The 24,202-nt window shown below is 69.6% G+C and carries 1 protein-coding gene; it reads left to right on the top strand.

Annotation, left to right across the window (positions count from 1 at the left end; all coding sequences use genetic code 11):
• Positions 1–3 precede the first annotated feature (3 nt).
• Positions 4–24,202, top strand: a 24,199-nt coding sequence (locus tag IE302_RS29405) for a protein-glutamine glutaminase family protein (RefSeq protein WP_229907990.1), incomplete at its 3' end; no start/stop codon positions are given.

The following is a 24,202-nucleotide window of genomic DNA, read 5'->3' on the forward strand; positions in this document are numbered from 1 at the left end:
CAAGTGGCAGAGGGTGGTTCCGTCGAGTTGCCCAAGTCCTTGCAGACGTTCTTCAAGGTCACGCTCGGCATGGAATGGCCCGAGGCCAACGTCGGCAACATGCGGGCCATGTCGCAGGCGTGGGCCGACTTCGCCGAAAAACTCGAAGAGTTCATCGGTGACGCGGGCGACGTTTCGAACGCCCTCGACCGCGCGATCGACGGCGACTACGCGGAATCCATGCGGGAATGGTTCGCCGGCAAGCTTCTGCCGTCGGCCGACCAGCTCAGGGAAGCCGCGGCCGCCTTCGCGAAGATGATCAAGGCGACCGCGGCGGACGTCGAGAAGTCGCAGATCCTCATGATCACGATGGCGCTGCTTGCGTTGGCGACCGTGATCGAGTTGATCGCCTCACTGATCTTCGCCTGGATGGTCCCGGCGGTCACCGCCGCGACCCAGTTGTCCCTGCGCCTGATCCTGCGGATGCTGCTGAACCGCATCACCTCGATCACCGCCGCCCAGGCGGCGAAGGCGGCGGGCAGGCTCACCATGGACATGGCGGCCTTCGCCGCCATGGGCGCCGGCCTGATGGTGGCCATTGACTCGATCGCCCAAGGCGTTCAGATGGCCTACGGCGTCCGGGACGACTTCGACTCCGAATCGCTCGGGAAGTCCGCGATCGGCGGCGCGATCGGCGGTGCGGCGGCCGGTCTGACGCACAGCATCGCCCGGTTCGTCGTGAGCGGCGCCAAGGCCGCGGCCACCGTGGCGAGCAAGGAGATTCCTGGCTGGATGGTCGCGCTCGGACAGGCGGGTTACTCGACCGGACAGGTCGCGGCGGTCGCCTGGAGCAACCCGATCGTCAACATCGCCGTCGATCAGCCCGACGCGTTCTGGGGCGGCATCCTCGGCGCGCTGGGCGCCTTCGGCGGCGTCGGCAAGCCGAGCGATACCGGCGGATCCACGAACACCAAGCTCGACGACATCGACCTGACCTTCCCCGGCGAAGTCGAGGCGCCGCCGGCTTACGAAGTCGGGCCCGACGGTTCGTTCTCGGCGTTTCCGGACGAGAAACCGCCGGTATATTCGGAAAAGCCGTCCGCCGGTGAGATCACTGGGGACAGCACGGCTCCGCTGCGGGAGAAGCCGTCGGCCGCCGCGCCCGACACCAGCGGTGGTCAGCCACTGGTGATCCCGCGCCAGCCCGGTGAGGTGCTTCCCGGTGTCATGGATTCCGGCACCGTGCAGCAGATCCCGGTCGTTTCCAGCGGTGGGACGTCGCTCGGGCAGTTGTTCACCGAGAGCCCGCAACAAGGTCTGGGAAGCGGCGAGGGCCGGCCGGTAACCGAAGGCGCTCCGGTCACCGGCGACGCTCCCGCTGTCGGCTTCACCCCGGTGGCAGGCGGGATTTCGGGTGGTACCGGGAGTTCTGGGACCGGCACCACTCCGGCCTCGTCCGGGTCCGGTGGGACCGCGACGACACCGGCCGTGGGCACCGCTCCGGCCACCAGCGGCGCCCCCGTCACGGGCACCGCCCCGGCCACCAGTGGCGGTTCCACCGCTCCGGTCACAAGCGGCACCCCGACCGGCTCGACCACTCCGGCCGGCCCTGCCGTCGGTGCCACGCCTGGTACCGGGACTTCGAGCGGTGCTCCGGGCGCGGGAACCACCCCCGCGACGAGCGCTGCGCCGTCCACCGGTACGGGGACATCCAGCCCTTCCGCGGGAACCGCACCTGCCACGAGCGGTGCTCCGGGCACGGGGACCACGCCGACGACGAGTGGCGCGCCCTCCACTGGAACCACACCCACCAGCGGCCCGACCGTGCCCGCCACGAGCGGGACCCCGATCACTCCGACGACCGGTACCGCTTCCGCGTCGGGCGCGACACCTGCCACCGGCGCCACTCCAGCAACCGGCACCACGCCTGTCACGGGTCCCTCGACCTCCAGCGGCACACCGCTCGCCTCGACGTCGCCGTCGACCGGTGGCGCCCCGGGTTCCTCGACCTCGAACACCGCTCCGGTCACGGGCGCCGGCGCCGCTTCGCCTTCGAACGCCGTGCCGTCGTCCAGCAGCGGTCCGTCGACGGGTGGAGCACCCGCCGCTTCTTCGCAGACACAGCAGTTCTTGCGCGGCGAGACGCCGAAGGCGCTTCCCGAAACCGACGCGACGCGGACCCCGTCGACAACGGCGGGATCGTCGGCCACACCGCCGACTCCGCCGGGCACACCGCCCGCCACACCGTCGGGCACCACAAACACCACACCGTCGTCCCCGGCCACCCCGTCGAGCACGCCGACCCCGTCGGCGACGACCACACCGCCCGCGCCCCCGACTTCTCCGCTGACTCCGTCGACGGCCACGCCGACCACTCCGGTGGCCACGCCCGCCTCGTCGACGACTGCGCCGGGGACTCCATCGACCCCAGCCACCCCGCAGGGCACCACACCGTCGTCCGCGACCCCGGCGACTCCGCCCACGTCCCCTGCCTCCGGCACACCGTCGAGCCCGTCCCCGGCCACCCCGGCGAACCCCTCCACGCCGAATGCGCAGCTGACTCCCGCGCCGTCGGCAGACTCCGGCACCAAGCCCCCGGCGCAGACCAGCTCGCAACCGCGGACCGACGCGGGTCCGCGACCGGCGGATGCCGAACCGCCGAAGCCGAACGTGCCGCCGGACCGGCCGAACACCGCGTCCGCCGGAACACGGTCCGGGGGAGACCGGGCCCCGGGCCAGCTGGAGCCACAGCATCCCGCGGCGGCGGATGGACGTGGGCCGGACAAGGTCACCGGCGGTCCCGCGCGGCCGCAGCGTTCCACGAACACGACGGACGCCACCGACGCCCAGGCGGCCGCGCTGGCCGCTCAGTTCGGCCTGAGCAGGCCGGACGACACCGCCGTCCCGAACCGCAGTGACGCTGCGGAGTCCCGACCCGATCTCGTTCCCACAGTGGAATGGAACGCCGTCCGTGACCAGGTGGCGCCGACCCGGCATCGAGCAGAGCGGCTGGAGCCGGACGAGGCGGGCGGTGAAGGACTGATCCTCCAGACCCGCTTCGACGTGCGTCGTGGCGAAGTCGGCCAAGGGCGCTGGGTGCGCGAGGTCTCGATCCCGGTCGACCTGATGTCCTCGTCGGGCGCCGTCGACGCCGGTGCCCGTCGTGAGTGGGCTCAGGACCTGCAGCGAACGCTGGACGAGCGGGTCAACGGCCGTCACCGGTTCCCCAACGGCGATCAGCTGCACGTCGTGCTCGATGCCCGGACGCCCAACGGCGTGCCGCGGCCGGGATGGGAGACCGATTCGGCGCGGCGGGTGCCCGTCGAGGTCGTGGACAACGCGGACCGGTCCGGGCAGCTGACCTGGCGCCTCGGCGACACCCGCGACGCGGTAGCGCAGATGTTGCGGTTCACCGGCACCACCGTGGCGCCAGGAAACCTGCGTCTGTCCACATCGGACATAGTGGGAATCGACGAGACCATCCGCCTCACCCCGGGCGAGACGACCGCGGCGGCTCCGGACTCCGCGGCGGCGCAGCCCTCCGTCGTCACCGACGGCCCCGCGACGGTGCCGGACGGGCAAACCGCCGGCCCAGGCAGGATCGTGTGGTCGCAACGGTTCGAGACCGCGGGCACGTCGTGGACCCGCGGTGAGGACGGCTGGTACCTCGCGGATGCCGCCGGTTCCCTGGACCGCGGCCGGGGCACGGACCCGGTCGTGCTGCCGAAAGGCACCAGGGCCGTGTTCGGCCCGGACGGCGAGATGCGGCACGTGGTCCTGCCGGACGGCATCAGCTACGAACGTGATCTGCGTGGCGAATGGTCGCCGCCGCGCACCGAGGGCGGGGATGTGCGAGCCCGCAAGACCGACGAGACGACGACGCTGCGGGCGGCCGACGGGTCGACGCTGGTCGAGCTGAAGGCCGAGAACGAACTCATCTACGACCGCAATGGCGGCGAGCACGTCGTGGCGTACCGGCAGATGAAGGACAACGACGGCAAGCGGTTGCCGCAGCCGCGTGTCTTCGTGCCGGACGAGGCCGGTGGCTGGCGCGAGCAGGTGACCGACACCCTTACCTACGAGGCCTGGCTGGCCGGTGCGAACAAGGCGCACGAAGCGGCTCGGACACTGTCCGACATCGCGGCCCGCTCCGCCGACGGTGTGCCCGAACAGGAGCGGCTGACGAACATCACGATCGACCAGCTCCGGGAGCTGTACCACGCCGGTTCCGAGGCGGACACGTTCGCAGCGGTGTTCGAGCTGATTCGTCGCGAACAGGGGATCTCCCTGCGCTGGACGCAGGTTTCGGCCGTGCACGCCTTCGGTGCCGGGCGGGTGGTGAACATGGCCGCGGGCGAGGGGAAGTCGTGGCTGTTCTTCGCCCACGCGGCGGTGCATGCCGCGAAGCCGGGCGTGGACGGCGTCCAGGTCACCACCACCCGCGGGAACCTCGCAGACCGCGAGATGGACCACTACACGAGCCTGCTGGGTCAGCTCGGCGTCGACGTGCACCGGCTCGACTCCGACTCTCCGCCGTCCGCGCCGGTGGACGGCAAGCCGACCGTCTACCTGGGCACCGCCGAGGACGTCGGGTTCACCTACCTCAAGCACAGCACGCTGCCCGGGCAGAACCGGCCTTCGGATCCGGTGGTGCTCAAGGTCAGCATCGACGAGATCGACGAGGCGCTGGTCTACTCGAACTCTCAGTACATCCTGAGCGACGGCGTGCAGAACGAGGCGCCGCCCGAGGTCATCACGCAGATCCAGTGGGCCCACGACGTCCTGCAGGACAGCCTGCGCAGCGGCTGGCTCACCGAGGCCGACTTCGGCCGCGCCGAGGGGCAGGCCGGTGGTGCGGCGCGGCTGACCCCGGAAGGCCGGGAGAAGCTGGAAATCCTGCTGGGCGAGCCGCTTTCGGACGCCGACGTGAACCGCGTGAACATGGCCGGGGCCGCGCGCTGGGAGTACCGCGAGAACGTCCATTACGTCCAGCACCAGGGCAAGATCTACATCATCGACCAGACGACGCACAACGTGCTGTTCAATCCGGAGACCTCCTCGGAGAGCCGGTGGAACGGCGGGCTGGCGCAGGCCGTCGAGCTCAAGCACGGTCTGCAGATCCGCAACGACTCCGCCAGCAGCAAGAGCGTCACCGCGCACGAACTGCTCGGCAAGAGTGAGTACGCGCAGAAGACCGGCGCGTCCGGCACGGCGAAGGGCCACGGCGAGCAGTTCGCTGAGAAGGGTATGTCCCCGATCGTCGAAGACATGCCGCGGTACTACGAGTCGAGGCTGAAGAAGTTCGACGACGTGGTGTCGCAGGACGAGGCGGCGAAGCTGGACAAGATGGCCCAGGACGTCCGCACCATGCAGTCTTCGGAAGGTACCCAGCAGCCGCAGCTGATCCTCGCGCACCGCAACGACCTGGTGCGCGAATTGTCCGGCAGGCTCTCGAATCTCGGTGTCGAGCACGAGGCGATCGACGCGAAGTGGTTCCTGGAGCAGGGAATCAACAGTGACGCGGCGTTCAAGGACATCATCGACCGGGCGGGCGCCCCCGGCAAGGTGCTCGTCATCAACATGCAGGGCGCGCGCGGGGTCGACATCTCCACCACCGACGAGGCCAAGGCCCGCGGCGACCTGCAGGTGCGGATTACCGCCCACTCGGAGCTGTCCGCGGACATCGACGTGCAGGCGGAGAACCGGGCGGGGCGCAGCGGTGGCGGCGGTGGCGTCGTCTACTACTCCTCGCCCGCCGACGAGATCTACGCGCTTTCGCACAACCCCGACGTCCAGCTGGCCGTCATCAAGTACACCGACGCCGTCACCACCGGCGACGCCAACGCGCTCTCTTCGGCCGAAAGCGATCTGCGCGAACTCGTTCCGCGGCTGCAGCCCAACTCTGAGCATCCGACCGTCGACACCACCACGGCTCAGCCCAACGCGCCGCCGTCCGGCACCGGCTCCGGTACGACGACTCCCACCCTCGAGCCCGCGACGAGGCCGCCCGACGAACGACGTGCGGACGAAGCCCGCCCGACGCTGCACCTGACCTACCACGAGGGCCTTGCCAACGCGCTCAACGCGGCCGAGCAGGACTTCGACGACCAGCTCGCGCACTGGCGGACCACCAATCCCGGCTCCTTCCTGTCCGAGCGGGAGGTCGAGCGGATCCGGGAGGAGTTCCGGGCCGCCCGCGAGGCCGACTTCGACCAGCGGCTCGGCGGTTTGCGCACGGAAGCTTTGCCCGGCAGGGAAATCCGTGACGGCTGGAACTCGTGGCTGGCGCAGCTGCACGCCACGACCGACACTCTCGATGGCCGGTTCGCGACTGCGGCGCGGCCGTCGCTGGACTTGACTTATCCGGAAGCTCTCGCGGATGCGAGGGAAGCGGCTGGGCGTGATTTCGTCGGTCAGCTCGTGCGGTGGCGAGAAACCAATCCCGATGCCGTTCTGCCGGAGCAGCAGCTGGAGCGGATCCGGGACGAGTTCCAGTCCGCCCGCGAGGCGGAGTTCGAGCATCTCTTCGGTGAGCTGCGCACGGAAGCCTTGCCCGGCAGGGAAATCCGTGACGGTTGGCAGTCGTGGACCGAGGGACTCCGCGCCGCGGGCGAAACGCTCGGCGGCGAGTTCTCCGGAGCGAGCCAGGAGACCGGCCCCGGCCGGGACCTCGCCGGCGATGGCGTCGTGCTGGCCGAAGACGGTTCGGTCGCCGATGCCGCAGGGCTGAGCACCGGCCGGTTGCTACCGGAAGTGGAACGGGGTCTGCCCTCCGGCGTGCTGGGCCGCTGGCAGAAGGCCCGTGCGGTGCTGGGCTCCTCGAAGCTGCCCGCACGGATGGTGGACGGCCTGGCCACCAGGGCGGGCCAGCTGCTGTCCGATGTCTATCAGACCCAGACCTTCATCGCCCCGGTCAGTCCGGCCCAGCGCGACCTGATCGCCCGCGACCGCGTCCTGCGCACGATCGTCGCCGGCCAGCGGATCCAGGACCACCAGGCGGGTGTCCGGATCCCCGAAGCCGAGCGGCGCGTGGTGAGCCTGGGACGCGGGCTCGCCGAGCTCACCGAGTCACCGCGAACCCGTGGCGCGCGTGGAGCCCGAGGCGATGACACGACGCAAAACCAGGGGACACCCGCCCGGAGCGTCGAGGTTCCTCCGGCGGCGACGGCGTACGCCCAGCGCCTGCACACGCTCCTGACCGGGCCAGGACCGGTGGACTTCCGGGCGATGCTGGACACCCTGCGCTTGGCCGGTGCCGACCGGGATGGCTCCGGATTCCCGGCCGACTTCAGGCGGCAGACCGGAACGGATCTGGTGTCGGCCGTGCACGGCGCCGGTGTCGCCGGCCGGTTGACCGACGAGCAGGTCTACCGCCTGCTCGAACGCATCGGCGCGGTCCCGGAGACCGAATTGCTGATGGACGCGGACGTCCCGCCCGCGCCAAGGGTCTGGGTCGACGCCCCCGAACGCCCCGAAGACCAGGAACAGGTCCGGGAATTCGCGGCGGCGCTGCTGGACCTGGTCGACTCCGGCCTCGAAGACGACGCGCTGGCGTTGCTGGAACGCGTGGACCGCGACCTGCGGGTGTTGTGGGCGGTGCGCGACGCGTACTGGCGGCTGATCGGCGAAGACGGTGCAGAGGGCCGTGACCTGCTCCTCGACCTGACCGACGCGTTGCCGGAGGAACGCGACTACCTCGGCCACCTTTGGGCAGAACCCACGCCGGAGGTGGCGGCCTGGCACGAAAACGCCACTCCCGAGCCGGTCGAGTGGGAGACGGCGCTGGAGTGGATGCGCGAGCTGCGGTCGATGACCCTCGACCTGCAGATGGCCTCGATTCCCGTGCCGCACGAATACAGCGAGAACGGGTGCCAGCTCCGAGGGCACCTGGCCGCTTTGAAGCTGCTGAGCCTGGGCACTTTCCCGCGCAAGATCTACGTTTCCGCCTCTGGCAGTGGCCTGAAGGTGACCGTCGACCGGTTCGGGCAGCCCGAAGACATCGCCTGGGTCTATCACACCGCGCCGCTGGCCTATGTCCGCGGACCGGCGGGCGCCGAGTGGATGGTCGTCGACAGCAGCCTGGCAGACCGCCCGCTCTACCGGTCCGAATGGCTGGCCATGATGGGCGTCGACTCGGCGCTGTCCCCGCTCGAAGGTCCGGTCGGCCAGGTCGTCGACGTCATGCGGACGCTGGGTGAGCAGCCTGAGTTGTGGGGCGACGACGACTATCTGCTCGCCCCTCAAGTAGTCATCACCGATTCCCAGGCGCTGCCCTGGGTTATGCGGAAGAACAGCCTTGACCAACTGGGCACGTTGCAGGACGCGGACGAGGCGGTCCGGGGCCAGGCGGTGACCGAGCTGGTGACGTATTCGGACAGGTTCGCCGCACGCACCTTCGCCGACCAGATCGAAAGCCAGGTCGTCGGGCACTGGTTCGGCAAGCTGGAAGCAGGCGAGGAGCCGGTCGAAGACGAGGTCTACCAGCTGGTCTGGTCTTCGCTGGCAGACAACGTCTACCGGTTCGGGCTGCTCGACGACAGTCCGTCGCTGGCGACGGCACTACACGCGCTGCTGCCGAACCGGTATCCGGAGTTGCTGGCCGCGACGGCGATGCCGGACTTCGACGACCTCATGATGATCGACGGCCCGGAGCAGTCTCCGGCCGTGGAGCCGCGGGTGGGAGAAGAAGCCATCACCCCGCCGGAGTTCCCGGCCGATCGGGCGGGCGCGCTGGAATGGGTGGCAAGCGAAAGCAGCCGCGCCTTCGCGGGCTTCGCGGATATGCCGCTCGGGAACGTCCTGGGGCAGCTGGAGAACGCCGCGTCGATCATCGCCTTGTATCACCGGGCGCCGGAGGCCGCGACCGAGAGCGATCCGACCGGTCCGGCACTGGCCGAGTCGGAGACCAACTTCGGCGTCCAGAACGTGATCGCCGACTTCCTTCTGCGGGGCGGAGACCTGCCCGGGGCGTTCGCGCTGGCGCGCGGCCTGGCGGTGGCGCTGGGCACGTTGACCCCGGGCCGGTCGGACGTGGCCTTGCCGCAAGTGCCGGCCGGGCGTGCGGAAGCGGCCACGTGGGTGCGGGAGACGGCCGAGGAGGGCCGGGCCTGGGTCGGGAAGAAGCCCGCGGCGGCGGTCGAGGCGGAGCTGGAGCGGGCGACCGGTCTGGTGTCGCGCTATCACCGCGTTCCACTGTGGATCGAGGAGCCCGCCCCAGAGCAGCGCGAGGCGGTGCGGCTCAACAACGATGTAAAGGACCTGATCGCGGCTCTGCTGGTGCGCGGGCTGCACGAGGGTGACGCGCACGCGCTGGCCGTGGACTTGGCGGCGAAGCTCGGCATCCTGCGGACGTCCGCCGACCCGGTGTTGCCCGGTGGCGCGGACGAGGGTCCGCCCGCTCCCGTGGGGGAAAGCTCGCACACCGATGCCGCTGCACGCCTGGACGCTGTCGACTATCTGCTGACCTGGCGGCCGTCCGTTTGGAACGATGCGCAGACGTGGCGGGCCGAGCTGGACCGGCTGCGTGATCAGCTGCCGTCCACCTTCGACGTGCCGCCGCCGGGGCAGAGACTGACGGGCAACGCGGCCGCTCTGCGGAAGTCCTGGGCCCTGGGGATGCGAGGTGTCGTCGACCCGCGCACCGACATGGAAGTCACGGCCGGTGCGGTCGCGAAGATGACCGACCCGACGCTGTCGATGGATACGCCGCGAAGGTGGTGGCGGGAGGCTCGGGCCGCCGAGGCAGGCGAAAGCGGTGCCGCGGCGACGGGCGCCGAGCGCGCGATCGGCTCCCCCGAAACGTTGTGGGAGTTCAAGACCGCCAAGCCACGGTCGGGCAAACTGCAGGTGGACAACCTGCGGGGGCTGTTCGAGGACGTGGGACCGGCGATTGTCGCGCGGCACAGAGAACGGGGCGCGAGCGGGCTTCTGCGCGAAGACCTCCGGTTGGTCGCCCAGTCCGGTCTGGCGCACCGCAGTGCTTTCCTGTCTTCTCTGGCGAGGCTGACCAAGGCACACGATTGGCTGATGCAGGTCGTCGGTGGCGGACAGGCGGAACTCCCGAGCGAGGACCTCAAGATCACCCGCATGCTGGTCGATGATCGGCAGGACTGGCGTATGGCGCTGGTCAGGTTCCCGGATTCCGGTGAGCAGTCGCAGGCGTACTACCGGAACGCGTCTTCGGCCGACGTGACGTTCTCTTCGCTGACGGAAGCGATGCCGGTCGTCGACGAGGATCGGGTCCGGTTGATGGCCGCGGGTGCGGTACGGCGCGCGGCGGCCGAGGGGGCCGAGCCGCTCAAGATCACCTTCTCGCTCGGGCCGTTGCTTTCCGACACCGACGTCAGGCGGACGGAGCGCCAGGCGTACTTCACCCGGCTGGTCGCCGAAGGCGCGGGGCGAGGCCGTGTGCCGAGTGTGGAGGTTCACTACACCGGACCTTCGAGTCTGAAGGGGGATGCCCCGGTCCAGGTCTCGGTCGGGAACGCGGCTCGTGACCTGCCCGCCCCCTGGACCATCTCGGTCAAGAGCGCGCGGCACGGTGTCTCCGAAGTCGACCGACGCCTGCTGGCGGCCTGGACCGATCAGGTCGCGCCCGTCGCCCTGCGCCGTCATGGAAACAACGAGCGGCCGCTGGACATCCGGCTCGCTCACGGCACCCAGGTGACGGCGGAGTTCCCTGACGACACGGTGATCTCCGTGGTGCGGGAACAGCTCACGAGGTCGCTGACGGCGGACCAGGGGCAGGGGCTCCCGGCCGATCTCGACTACTCGTTTCCGCTGGGGCGGCAGCGGTTCCGCAAGGCCGACGTGGAGCGCGGCGCGACGCTCGGGTACTCGCTGACCGTGCACCCGGAACCGCGTCCCGGGTGGCGGCTGCGGGACTACCGGGCTGCCCGGAACCTGACCGGTATGGAGTTCGTTCCGGGTGCCGTGCGGCTGGTCGAAGCCTCCGAGTGGGACCTTCGGCAGGTGATCACCGGGGCCGTCGAGCGGGCGGCCGGCACTTCGGACCAGGTCGTCGCGGTCGATCCGATCACGATTGTGATCGACCGGAGGACCATTGAGAAACGGTCGCTGACCGAAGAGCGGAAGCAGTATCTGCAGGGGCTCGCGGAAGACCTCGCGGAGGCCGCTTCGCGGCGGTTCGAGGCCGAGGGAACGCGGATCGAGCCACCGGTGGTGACGGTCCGTGAGGGTGAGCTCAAGACGAGTCCGACCGTCGCCCACGCCTTCCTCCCGGCTGCGACGGAATCGCCGACGGCTTCTCTCGCGGCCGAGGACTCCGAAACCACGACACCGGTGGCCGCACACGGTGAATCGCCTGAGGCACGAGCCGGATCGCCGGTCGTGAAGGTCGAAGAGACGGCCGGAGAAACGCCATCGACCGAGGATGTGGTGCCGGATGCCGTCCGTTCCTACATGGACGAGTTCGAGTTCTCCCTGGGCGCGATGGACACCGAGTTCGGACAGACCTTCGAGGGGCAGCAGGGCTTTTCGTTCGAAGGTCTGCCCAGCTGGTCCGATGACGAGGAGTTCCTGGAGAACCTGGACACCGTCGGGACGGCCTGGGAGGCGTTCGACCTCGACGACGAGGCCGTCCTGCGCGAAATCTCGCCGGCCCGTGCGGACGAGGCCGAGCGGGCGAGGCGACGGAGCCGGAGGCTGTCGCGGCCGGCGGAGCCGGACAGCCCGGAGTCCGAGACTCTCGTCCCGCCGGTGTTCCCCGCTGACCGCGCGAGTGCGCGGGAATGGCTGATCACCGAGGGCGAGCGGCTCCTCGAACGGTTCGAGACGATGGGCCGGGGGAACGTCCAAAGCCATATTGACACCGCACAGCACTTGGTCGACCTGCATCACCGGGTTCCGCACGCTGAGAACCTGGATCACCTGACCGACCCGGAACTGGTCGATCTGCAGACGAACGTCCATGTGAAGAACCTGGTCGCCGATTTCCTGTCCCGAGGTGGGGATCAGGTTTCGGCGCTCGGTTTGTCACGCCGTCTCGCTCTGACCCTGGACACGCTGACGCCAGGACGGTCCGATGTGGACTTGCCGTCCGTTCCGGTGTCGCGTGACGAGGCTGTGGCGTGGGTTCGGGACGAGGCGGAGCAGGCCCGTGCTTCGTTCGGAAAGAAGTCCGCGGAGGTCGTCGAAGCTGGGCTGGAGCGGGCGACGGCGTTGGTGTCGCGGTATCACCGGGTTCCGGTGTGGATCGGGGAGCCTGCTCCGGGGCAGCAAGAGGCGGTGCGGCTCAACGATGACGTCAAGGACGTAGTGACGGCGTTCCTGCTGCGCGGTCTGCATGAGGGTGACGCGCACGCGTTGGCGATGGAGCTGGCGGCGAAGCTCGGAACCCAGCGGACCTCGTCGGCGGCTTTGCCCGGTGGTACGCCCGGGAAAGCGCAAGCGGCCGCTGGGGAGAGCTCGCGCAGTGGCGAGAACGCCGCGCTCGAAAGGCTTCGTACTTGGCGCCCTACCGTCTGGGATGGTTCGGAAACCTGGCGGGACGAACTGGAGCGGGTCCGCGAGCAGCTGCCTGCGGGTTACAAGGTTCCGGAGCCCGGAAAGAAACCCGTGGGCGACCTGGTCGCGGTGTGGAAGTCCTGGGCCGTGGGCATGGAAGGGGTCGTGGACCCGGGCACGGGCAAGGCCGTCCGGTCGACCGAGGTGGCGAGGCTGAGCGGCACCGGCATGACACGCGATATCGCGGGCCGGTGGTGGCGAGAAGGCAAGCAAGCGGTCGGGGAGGACACACCTCCGACCGTGAAGCTCTGGGAGACGAGAATCGTCCTCGGTAAGTCCGGATCGGCGCAGCGACTCGACTTCCAGGAGCTGCGCGGGAGCGTGGGCGCGGAGATCCTCGCGCGGGAGGCGGAGCGGAACTCGGGTGGTCTTCTTCGTCAGGACCTGCGTCTCGTCCTTCACCTGAACGCGCCGAATCCGCAGCAGATCACTGAAGCCAGGAGGTACCTGGCCGAGGCACACCGGCTGGTGAGCGGGATCCTCGGCGAGGTCAAGGTCACGCCGGTGGTCGCCACCAGGAGCAGCGGTCAGCAGCGGGTGGAGCTGCTGCGGTACCCGGACGCCGACGAAGTGTCGCTGGCGCATCACCGTGGTCTGCGTTCGGTGGATGTGTCCCTTTCGCCGCCGATGAACGCGATTCCGGTGGTGGACGAAGACCGGATCCGGTTGCTGGCGGAGGCCGAGGCGCGCCGTGCCATTGATGAGGGTCGTGATCTCCAGGCCTTCTCGTTCGTGCTCACCCCGCCATGGACGGATTCCGACGCGCGACGGGCGGAACGCAGGGCGTACTTCACCCGGCTGGTCGTCGAAGGTCTTGCCACCGCGGACCCGGCGAGCGGATGGACTCCCACGGTGGATGTCCGGTACGACGGCATCCGGGCGGCCGGCGAGGTGGCGGTGCGGGTTTCGGTGGGCGACGCTGTTCGCGAGGCACGGCCCCTCGAGTGGTCGATCCGCAATGACAGCGCCAAAGCGGGCGTCTTCGAGGACGACCGCGCGTCCTTGGCGGAGTGGGCCGATCAGGTCGCGCCGCTGATTCTTCGCCGTCGTGACAACGACGAGCGTCTCCTCGACATCCGGATCACCCACCACCGGGCCAACCGCGGCACCGGTGACTTCGACGCCACTGTGATGGACCTGGTGCGCGAGCACCTCGGGAGGTCACTGGCCGCCATCGACCCGGAGCGATCGGGCCTGCCGCTCCTCGCGGACCTCGGCTACACGTTCCCAGTGGGGAGCCGAGCAGTCACCGCGGCCGAAGCGGCGAAGGGGGTGACCGCGGGCTACTCGCTGACCCTGCTGCCCGATCCTCATCCCGGCCGGCGGTCGGCCGACTACCGGAACACCCGGAGTCTGGGGGAGCTGGCCTTCGTGCCGGGTGTCGGGCGGCTCACCGAGTCCTCGGAGTGGGCGCTGCGGCACGTGGTCGAGGGGGCCGTGGAGAGAGCGGCCGCGAACGCCTCCGGAACGACCGGCAAGGTCGAACCGATCGCGATCCTGATCGACAAGCAGATCGGCGAGGCGGTCTCGCTGACCACCACGCGGACGAGGTACCTCCAGGAGCGCGTCGAAGGTTTCGTGCGCGATGCGTTGGACGGCAAGCAGATCGAGCCGCCGACCGTCACCGTCGGCAAGGGGAAGGGGAAAGCCACCGGCGAAACCGTCGCGCGTGTCTTGCTCTCTCCCGGGGTCGCGGTTCCCGAAGCGAGTAACACCAGAGGTATCGCGGGGCTGCCCGAATCGGTGATGCGATCGCTGCTGCGCGAGGCGGGCAGCCCTGGGCTGCAATGGCAAGGGCAATTCGAACGGCGCGGGGTGCGGGACGCGGATGTGGTGGCCCTGCGGGCTTGGGCGTCGGCGATCGTTCCCTTGATGCGCGAGCGGGTCGAGCAAGGGATCGAGCCTTTCGACCTGCACCTCGTCCGGTCGTTGCAAGCTCTTCCACGCGACCCGCGGAAGCACGCCGCCACGGTCGACCAGGCCAGGACGATCGTCCTCGAGGCGTTGGAGGCGGAGGCGGGGCCGGAGGGAATCCCGGTCCACGAGGGTGCTTCCGGCCCGCTTCTGTCGGTGACGTTGCGAGCCGGTTTCAGCCGCCGGGATTGGCGCCTGTGGACACGTCCTGACGCGGGTGGTCCGGTCGAGGGCTATCGAGCCGCTCGGAATCTGGACGTGTCGTTCGAGCCGGGCAGGGTGGAGCTGGCTCCGGCGGTGGAGTGGCGGTTGCGGCAGATGCTGTCCGGCGCGGCCGGGCAGTACGAGGGCGGCGCGCCGGTGTCGATCACCCTGATGGCGGCACCCGACCAGATGTCCTCGAACGACCGCCGTGGGGAGTACCTCACCGGCCTGGTGACGGAGAACTTCGGCGCGGCGGAAGTACGGCTGGAGTCGCTGTCGGAGGGCACGTGGCCTTCCGGTGCCGCGGCTGTGTCGGTACTGGTGGGTGACGGCACGCCCGGTGAGGTACCCGCCGGGGTGGCCTTGCCGGGGCGCGGTCGTCTGGTGGTGCCGTCGTGGACAGCGGATCTCTCGATCGAACGGAGGCAGAAGAGCCCGGGCGAGGTGCTCCCGGATTCCCGCCGGCTCGATAAGCGGTCTCCCGCCGACGTCACCTTGCTCAACGTCCACGACGGGGACCGGCTGGACGAGATGGCCGGACGGATCGCGGCGCAGTGGCGTGGTGTGGCCGAGGGGTCGCGGCCCCCGGTGGTGCAGATCCAGTCGCTGCTGACCCGGCAGGACAGCAGGCACCAGGACGACGTCCTGGACGCGGTGTCGGCCCTGGTGAGGGAACGGCTGCGCCGGCAGGGAGTCGATGCCGGATCCTGGACGTTCTCGGAGCGCGTTTCCGTGACGAAGCAGACCGTTCCGAAGGTGATCGTCGCGGTGTTGCCTTCACCCCTGGTGACCGACGCACAGGTGAAGGCCGCCGACTCGTGGGAAGACGATTTCGCCGGCGATTTCGCGGAGGGTGAGGCGGGCGTCGGCCGCGTCGCGACCAATGATCTGGCCCCGGAAACAATCGCCCAGATCGGCGTGCGCGTGCGTGGATACGCGGCGAAGGTGCTCTCGCAGACCGGCGACACACCGCCGTTGATGCTGGTCGACATCACCGGCCGGAACGTCACTCAGCTGGCGAAGCGTAAGAACAAAGCGCGCTCCGCCGTGTGGGACGCCCTCCAGGAGGAACAGATTCCGGGGCGGGGAGACGTCGATCGCTTCATCGACTCGCACTTCCGGTTCCGCGAACTGACGGATGACAGCACTTTCCAGCGTGGCGACCTGCACTTCCTGGAGATCGCCCGGGAAGTCGTCGAGAACTCGGTGGCCCAGGACGCGCCCGCGGCCAACGCACCTCGGACGCCCGGAGTGGTCTCGCCGGAAGCGAGCCTGCCCGACGTTATGGAAACCGGCGACGCTCTGGGGCTGATCGCTTCCTTCGAGGGACAGCAGGGTTTCGCCGCGGACGGTATGCCCAGCTGGTCCGACGACGACTTTCTGAACGATCTGTCCACAGTGGGCGAGGCCTGGCAGTCGTTCGAGCTCGGGTTCGACGACTCGGCGTGGTCGGCGGGACAGGATCCGAGCTGGATTTCACCAGGCCGTGCGGCCGCCGCCGAGCAGGCCCGGCGGCGGGGCCGTGAGGCGTCGCGGCCGTTGGCGTCCGAGAGCTCTGAGCTGCGGGCCGACCTGCCCGCGGTGCCGGTGTTCCCGGCCGATCGTGTGGGTGCGCGGCAGTGGGTGGTGACCGAGGGCGAGCGTGTTCACGACCGGTTCGAGGCGGTGGGCCGCGAAACTGTTCGAGGTCATATCGGTGTCGCTCAGCGGTTGGTGGATCTGTATCACCGGGTTCCGATGGCCGCGTCTTTGGCGACGCTGACCGATGCGGAACTGGTGGCGCTGGACACGAATTTCCAGGTGAAGAACGTGGTCGCCGACTACCTGTCCCGTGGTGGGGATGAGTTGGCGGCCTTGGGGTTGTCGCGTGGTCTGGCCGTGGCGCTGGGCACGCTGGTATCCCCGCTGTCCGATGTGGACTTGCCGGATGTTCCGGTGTCGCGTGCTGATGTGGTGGCGTGGCTGGGTGGCGCGGCTGATCATGCCCGGACGTCGTTGGGTAAGCGGTCGGCGGATGTCGCTGAGTCGGCGTTGGTACGGGCGACGGCGTTGGTGTCGCGGTATCACCGGGTTCCTGTGTGGATCGGGGAGCCTGCTCCGGAGCAGCGGGAAGCGGTCCGGCTCAACGACGATGTCAAGGACCTTCTCGCGTCGTATCTGGTCCGTGGTCTGCATGAGGGTGACGCGCACGCGCTGGCTATGGAGCTGGCCGCGAAGCTCGGGACCCAGCGAACCGCGTCGGCGTTGCCCGGTGGTGCGCGCCAAGAGGCGCAGGCGGTCGCCGGGGAAAGCTCTCGCAGCGGCGGGAGTGCCGTGCCGGAACGGCGAGTGGCGAACGACACCGCTCCGGCTCCCACCGGGAACGCGGTCGAACTGTGGTCCGGCGGATTCGTGCACTCGAAGTCGCACACTGTCCGTGAAGAGCACTTGCGGACGCTGCGCGAGAACGTGGCGGCGGAGCTCTCCACACGGGACGCCGAGCGGACGGCAGGTGGCTACCTTCGCGAAGATCTGCGACTGGTCCTGCGTGCCCAGGTCAGAACCCCGGCCGACATCACCGCCGCCCACGCGAGGTTGGCTGAAGCGCACCTCCAGGTCATGGAGGTTCTCGAAGCGGCGGGAACCGAAGTGGTGATCAGCCCGGTGCTGACCTCGCTCCGGACAGGGGCCTCGCGGCTGGAACTGCTCCGGTCCCCGGACGGCTCCGCGTTGACCGCCGAGGACTACCGTGCCGCGACGTCGGCCGAATTGACGCTGTTCCCGTTGATGAACGCGGTGCCGACGGCGCACGAAGACCGGATCCGGGCGATGGCGGCCGGTGCGGCGGAGCGTGCGGCGCAGGAAGGACAGGAGGCGCCCACCTTCACCTTCTCGCTGAGGCCACTGCGGGTGGAAACCGAGGCGGCTCGCGCGGCACGGCAGGCGTATTTCACGCGCCTGGTGGACGAAGGCATGGCCGGGGCCGAGGAGACGGAGCAGCGGACGGCCGCCTGGGCGCCGACCGTCGAAGTCCGCTATGCCGGTGGCCGGGCTTATTCCGAGGTCACGGTTCAGGTCGCGATCAATGACGCCGTCGGTGACGGCCGTGCAGGGCCATGGCTGCTCTCGTTCATGAATGCGAGGTCGGGGGTGTCCGGGCAAGACCGGGCGCTGCTGGCCGGCTGGGCCGACACGCACGCTTCCCTGATCGTGTTCCGTCACGGAAACCGGCAACGCCCACTGGACATCCGGCTCACTCGCCTCGTGTCCAACCACAACCAGGACGGCTACCCGGACGCAGAGGTGTCGGCCGCGATCGGGGAGCAGCTGACGAGGTCGGTGCTGGCCGCGCTGCCCGAGCGGTCGGTGGAGGCACGGCCGGCGGAGCTCGGCTACGAACTGCGCACCGGGTTCAGGAAGCTCAGCGACAAGGAAAAGGCCGACGGCCTGTCGGTCGGCTATTCGCTGACCGTCGTGCCGGATCCGCGGCCGGGGTGGCAGGTTCCCGACTATCGCGCTGTCCGGCAGCTGGACGAGCTCGTCTTCGTCCAGGGCAAGCCGTCGCTGGTCGACGCGTCCCGGTGGGACCTGACGCAGATGATCACCGGGGCCGTCGAGCGAGCGGTCGCTTCAGGACGGAACGGCGTGGAGCCGATCACCTTCGTGGTCGACAGGCAGATCGCCGAGTCGGCTTCCCTGAGCCGGGCTCGTGAGGAGCATCTGCGGGCGCTCGCCGAAGACGCCATCCGGGAGCTCGGGCAGGAGGCCGGAACGCGAATCGATCCGCCGCGGATCACGGTGGAACAAGGCAAGGGCCGCAAGACCGGCCAGATCGTGGCACAGGCCGGCTTCTCGGGGACCGGTGAGACTCGCGAGAGCCGCGAGGCCCGCGATCTCGCCGCAGCCGCGACGATGGGGCGGGAGCTGCGCTCGGCGGATGTTCCTGCCCGGCGGCAGACCGGGGAAACCGCGGTGCGGGACATTTCGCCGAACCGTGCGGGTGAGGCGGCGCAGGCCAGGCAGCGGGCTCGGGCGTTGTCGCGGCCGGCGGCGGCCGACAGCCCGGAGTCGCGTGCGGCCGGCCTGCCCGCGGTGCCGGTGTTCCCACAGGACCGCGAAGGTGCGCGCCAATGGGTGGTGACCGAGGGCGAGCGTATTCTCGGCCGGTTCCGGGCTGCCGGGATGAACACGGTCCAGAGCGTCATCGGGGACGCGCAGCGATTGGTCGATCTGTATCACCGGGTGCCGACGGCCGCTTCCCGTGACAGCCTGACCGATGCGGAGTTCGTCGAATTGCAGACGAACGTCCATGTGAAGAACGTGGTCGCCGACTTCCTCGTCCGTGGTGGGGATGAGCAGGCGGCGCTGGGGTTGTCGCGTGGTCTGGCGGTGGCGCTGGGGACGTCGACGCGGGATACGTCCGATGTGGACTTGCCGGGGATCCCGGTCGAGCGTGACGATGCGGTGGCGTGGCTGGGTGCCGCGGCCGATCGTGCTCGGACGTCGTTGGGCAAGCGGTCCGCGGAGGTCGCAGAGACGGCGATGGCGCGGGCGACAAGCCTGGTGTCGCGGTACCACCACGTTCCCGTGTGGATCGAGGAGCCCGCTCCCGAACAGCGGGAAACCGTCCGTCTTAACAATGACGTGAAGGACCTTCTCGCGTCTTACCTGGTCCGTGGTCTGCATGAGGGGGACGCACACGCTCTGGCGATGGAGCTGGCGGCGAAGCTCGGTACCCGGCGCACGTCTTCGGGGGCGCTGCCTGGTGGTTCGGGCGAGAACTCGCCTGCGCAGGCGGGCGAAAGCTCTCGCGGTGGCGAGAATGCCGTGCTGGAGGGGCTGCGTACCTGGCGTCCGTCCACTTGGGACGGTTCGGAGACCTGGCGGGACGAGCTGGAGCGCCTTCGCGCCGAGCTGCCGCCGCACTACGAGGTTCCTTCGGCAGGGGAGAAGCTCACCGGCGCCGCGGCGGACCTTCGGAAGTCGTGGGTTCTCGGCATGCGGGGCGACCTCGACCCCCGGACCGGCCGGGAGATCAAGGGCACGGTGGTGGCGGAGCTGGCCGGCCGGGACGTCGCACCGGGAACCCCGTCGGTCTGGTGGCGGAACGCCGGTATGTCGGCCCGCCCCACTCTGGAACCGGCGGCCGCGGACGCTTTCGAAAAGGTCTGGGAAGGACGATTCGACAACTCGAAGTCGCGCACCGTCCTCGCGGCGGATCTGGACAGGTTGCGCGACGAGGTGACCGCGGGACTCTCCGAGCGGGCCGCCGCCCGGGACGTGGGTGGATTCCTGCGCGACGACCTGCGGCTGGTGGTTTCCGGTCAGATGAGGACTCCGGAGGACGTCGCTTCCGCCCGGGTGAAGCTGGCCGAAGCGCATCGCCAGGTCATGGAGGTTCTCGACGCGGCGGGAACCGGCGTGGTGATCAGTCCGGTGCTGCTGTCGCTCCGGACGGGGTCGGTGCGACTGGATCTGCTCCGGTTCCCGGACGTCTCCGCGTTGACCGCCACGGGGCACCGGGATTCGGTGTCGGCTGAAGTGACGCTGTTCTCGACGATGAATTCGTTGCCGGTGGCACACGAAGACAGGATCCGGGTGATGGCGGCCGGTGCGGCCGGGCGTGCGGCCCGGGAGGGGCGAGAGGCACCTGTTTTCAGGTTCTCGCTGAGGCCGCCGCGGGTCGACACCGATGCGGCTCGTGCGGCACGGCAGGTGTACTTCACGCGGCTGGTGACCGAAGGCATGGCAGAGGCCGCGGAGACGGCGCCGGAAACGACCGGCAGCACGCCGAGGGTGGAGATCCGCTATACCGGCAGCCGGGCGGACAGCGAGATCGCGGTTCGGGTCTCGGTCGGCGACGGCGTGCGTGACGACCTGATCGGGCGTTGGCAGGTATCGGTCTCGAGTGCGAAGGCAGGGGTGTCCGAACACGACCGGGCGCTGCTGGCGGCCTGGGCCGAGGCGAACGCTCCCTTGATCGCTCTTCGCCAGACGAACCAGGAACGTCCGCTGGACATCCGGATCACGCGCATCGACGGCGGCGTCAAGAAGCGCGCGTACCCGGACGACACGGTGTCGACCGTGATCACGGAGCAGCTGACGAGGTCGTTGGCGGCCGCCCTGCCGGAGGGAGCCGCGCAGTCGACGTTGGCGGATCTCGGCTATCACTTGCCCATCGGGGGCCGGAAGATCACCGCGGAGGAAAAAGCGAGCGACCTGCCGGTCGGCTACTGGATGACCGTCGTGCCGGATCCGCACCCGGGCCGAAGGGTTCCCGACTACCGGGCTCTTCGCCAGGTGGACGAGCTCGCCTTCGTTCCGGGTACTTCGTTGCTGGCCGACGCGTCCCGGTGGGACCTGCGGCAGATGATCACCGGTGCTGTCCAGCGAGCTGCCGCCGAGGCGGGCGCCGGCCGGGCCGGCGTGGTGGAATCGATCGCGCTGGTGCTCGAGAAGCAGACGGCCGAGCCGAACTCCCTGACCCAAGAACGGATGTCCGGGCTGCGGGCGCTCGCCGAGGGCCTCGTGGGCGACGCCGTCCGGGAGCTCGCGCAGGACACCGGGTCGCGGATCGATCCGCCGCGGATCACGGTCGAGCGCGGCAAGGGCCGGAAGACCGGTCAGACCGTGGCGCACGCCAGGTTGCAGGACGCCGGGGTGCGTACGGCGACGGCCGCGTCGGGTTCCCTGGCCTGGGCGACCGGCCGGACCGCGGCGCACGCCGGGTTGCCGGCGGCCGCGGCCGGGACGGGATTCGAGGCCATGCGTCCGTTGGTGCGCGGGGCGGGCATTCCCGGCTGGCAGTGGGTCGGCGATCACCGGAGTGACCGCTGGGACGCGGACGTGCGGGCCCTGCGTGAGTGGGCGAACGCGATCGTGCCGGTGATCCGGGATCGGGCCACGCGCGGTATCGAGCCGCTGGACCTTCAGCTCGTCCGCTACATGAACAATCTTCCGGCGGATCCCGGCGCCCGGAACCGCTTGGTCGAAGCCGCGCGGAACGTGGTGAAGAGCGCGCTCGAAGCGGCGGCGGGGCCGGATGGCCTCCCGGCTCAGGCCGGGGCCGCGGAACCACCACTGTCGGTGGTACTCGCGTCCGGGCAGTTCCGTCAGGACTGGCAGCTGTGGTTGCGTCCTGGCCCGAACGGTTCGGTCGAGGGCTACCGGGCGGTGCGGACTCTGGACATGCCGTTCGATCGGGGACAGACGACGCTGGCTCCGGCGGTGGAGTGGCGCCTGCGGCAGATGCTGTCAGGTGCCTCCGAACAGCACGGTGACGGCGTGCCGGTCTCGTTCACGCTGATGTCGTCGCGCGATGAGGAGACCCTCGGCGGCGAGCGTGGGCGGTACTTGTCCGGGCTGGTGGCGGAGGACTTCGGCGCGGCGGAGGTCCGGCTGGAGACCGTGGCCGAGGGCACCTGGCCCGCGGGTACCGCCGCGGTGTCGGTCCTGATCGGTGACGGGACACCGGACGAGGTGCCGGCCGGGGTGACCCTGCCGGGGCGGACCCGGCTGGTGGTGCCGTCGTGGACTGCCGAAGTCGACGTCACCCTGGCGAGGCGGGGTCGGGTGTCCGTCACCGTGCTCGGTGACGACGGCGAAGCCCGCTTGGACGACCTCGCGGCCCGGATCGCGGGGCAATGGCGAGGCACTACCTCGGGTACGCGGCCGCCGATCGTGCACCTGCGGCTGATCTTGCCCCTTCCGGACAGGCCGCAGGGGAGCGGCGCGCTCACCGCGATGTCCGATCTGCTGAAGGAACGGTTGCGGCACCACGGAATCGACGCCGCGACTTGGGAATTCGACGGGACGACCTCGTCGACCCAAAGCGATTACGGCAAGGCGATCATCGGGGTGACACCCTCGCCGCTGGTGACCGACGCGCACCTCGGCGCGACCACCTGGTGGGAAGGCGAGTTCGCCCTCAAACTCGACACGAGGGCCGTCGGCCCGGCGTACACCTCGACCACGACCCTCTCTCCCGAGACGAAGGCCCGGCTCGGAGAACGGGTGCGCGGGTACGCGAGGAAGGTTCTGGCGAGCGGTCAGGAGACGGCGCCGTCGTTGTTCGTCGACGTCTCGGGCAGCACCAGGAGCGTGATCAGAAGCCGGCAAGACGCGGTTCGCACGGTGGTGCGGGAGGCGTTCGCCGACCTGACCGTGCCGGGAGACCCCGACCGCTTCATCGGGCAGTGGGTGACCTTCCGTGGACTCTTGACCGACAAGACCGTCGGGCGAGCGGATCTGCGGATCGTGGAGGTCGCGCCGACGGCCGAGCCTGCCGGGGAGACCGAGCCCGGTGACGTCGCCGTCGAGGCACGACCGGACTCCACGCACACCACACCCGCGCCCACTCCGGCGCCGGCGCCCGACCAGGCAACCACACCGGAGCCCGATGAGACACCGGCCGTGGTCGAGCACGACGGCGCCGCTGACCTGCCTGACTTTCTCGCAGCCTTCGATGCCTTCGAGGAAACCCTCGGGCTTTCGGACCCGCGGTACGACTTCTCCGCGGATGGGCAGCCTTTGGTGGCTGAGGACGACGAGTTCGCGCGGAACGTTGCCGCCCTCGGCGAAAGCTCGGAACCCTTCGACTTCGACTTCGGCGGAGAACCCGACCTGTTCTTCGGGCAGGAGCCGATGCGGGAGATTTCGCCGGGGCGTGCGGGTGAGGCCGAGCAGGCGAGGCAGCGGGCTCGGGCGTTGTCGCGGCCGGCCAGGCTTGAGAGTCCGGAGTCGCGGGCGTCTGTGGCTCCGGCCGTGCCGGTGTTCCCGGCCGATCGTGTGGGTGCGCGGCAGTGGGTGGTAACCGAGGGCGAGCGTGTTCTCGATCGGTTCCGTGGTGCGGGGCTGGGCACGGTTGCGGGGGTCATCGGGCATGCTCAGCGGTTGGTGGATCTGTATCACCGGGTTCCGACGGCCTCGGACCCGGATCGGTTGAGCGATGCGGAATTGGTGGCGCTGGAGACGAATCTTCATGTGAAGAACGTGGTCGCTGATTTCCTCGTCCGTGGTGGGGATGAGGTGTCGGCGCTGGGGTTGTCGCGTGGTCTGGCGGTGGCGCTGGAGGAACTGGAATCTCCACTGTCCGATGTGGACTTGCCGGCGATCCCGGTATCGCGTGCTGATGTGGTGGCGTGGCTTGGTGCCGCGGCTGATCGTGCCCGGACGACGTTGGGTAAGCGGTCAGCGGATGTCGCTGAGTCGGCGTTGGAGCGGGCGACAGGTCTGGTGTCGCGGTACCACCGCGTTCCCGTATGGATCGAAGAGCCGGTTCCTGAGCAGCGGGAAGCGGTCCGTGTCAACGACGATGTGAAGGATCTGCTGGCGTCGTATCTGGTTCGTGGGTTGCCTGAGGGTGACGCGCACGCGCTGGCGTTGGAGCTGGCTGCGAAGCTCGGTACGCAGCGGACGTCTTCGCGGTCGTTGCCGGGTGGCGCGGACGAGGACTCGCCCGCTCGGGCTGGGGAAAGTTCGCGTAGTGCCGAGGACGCGGTGCTGGAGGGGTTGCGGACGTGGCGTCCGTCCACTTGGGACGGTTCGGAGACGTGGCGGGACGCGTTGGAGCGGGTGCGCGACCAGCTGCCGCAGGGTTACG

It is taken from the genome of Amycolatopsis oliviviridis, from assembly GCF_014654365.1.
In the GTDB taxonomy this organism is placed as follows: Bacteria; Actinomycetota; Actinomycetes; order Mycobacteriales; family Pseudonocardiaceae; genus Amycolatopsis; species Amycolatopsis oliviviridis.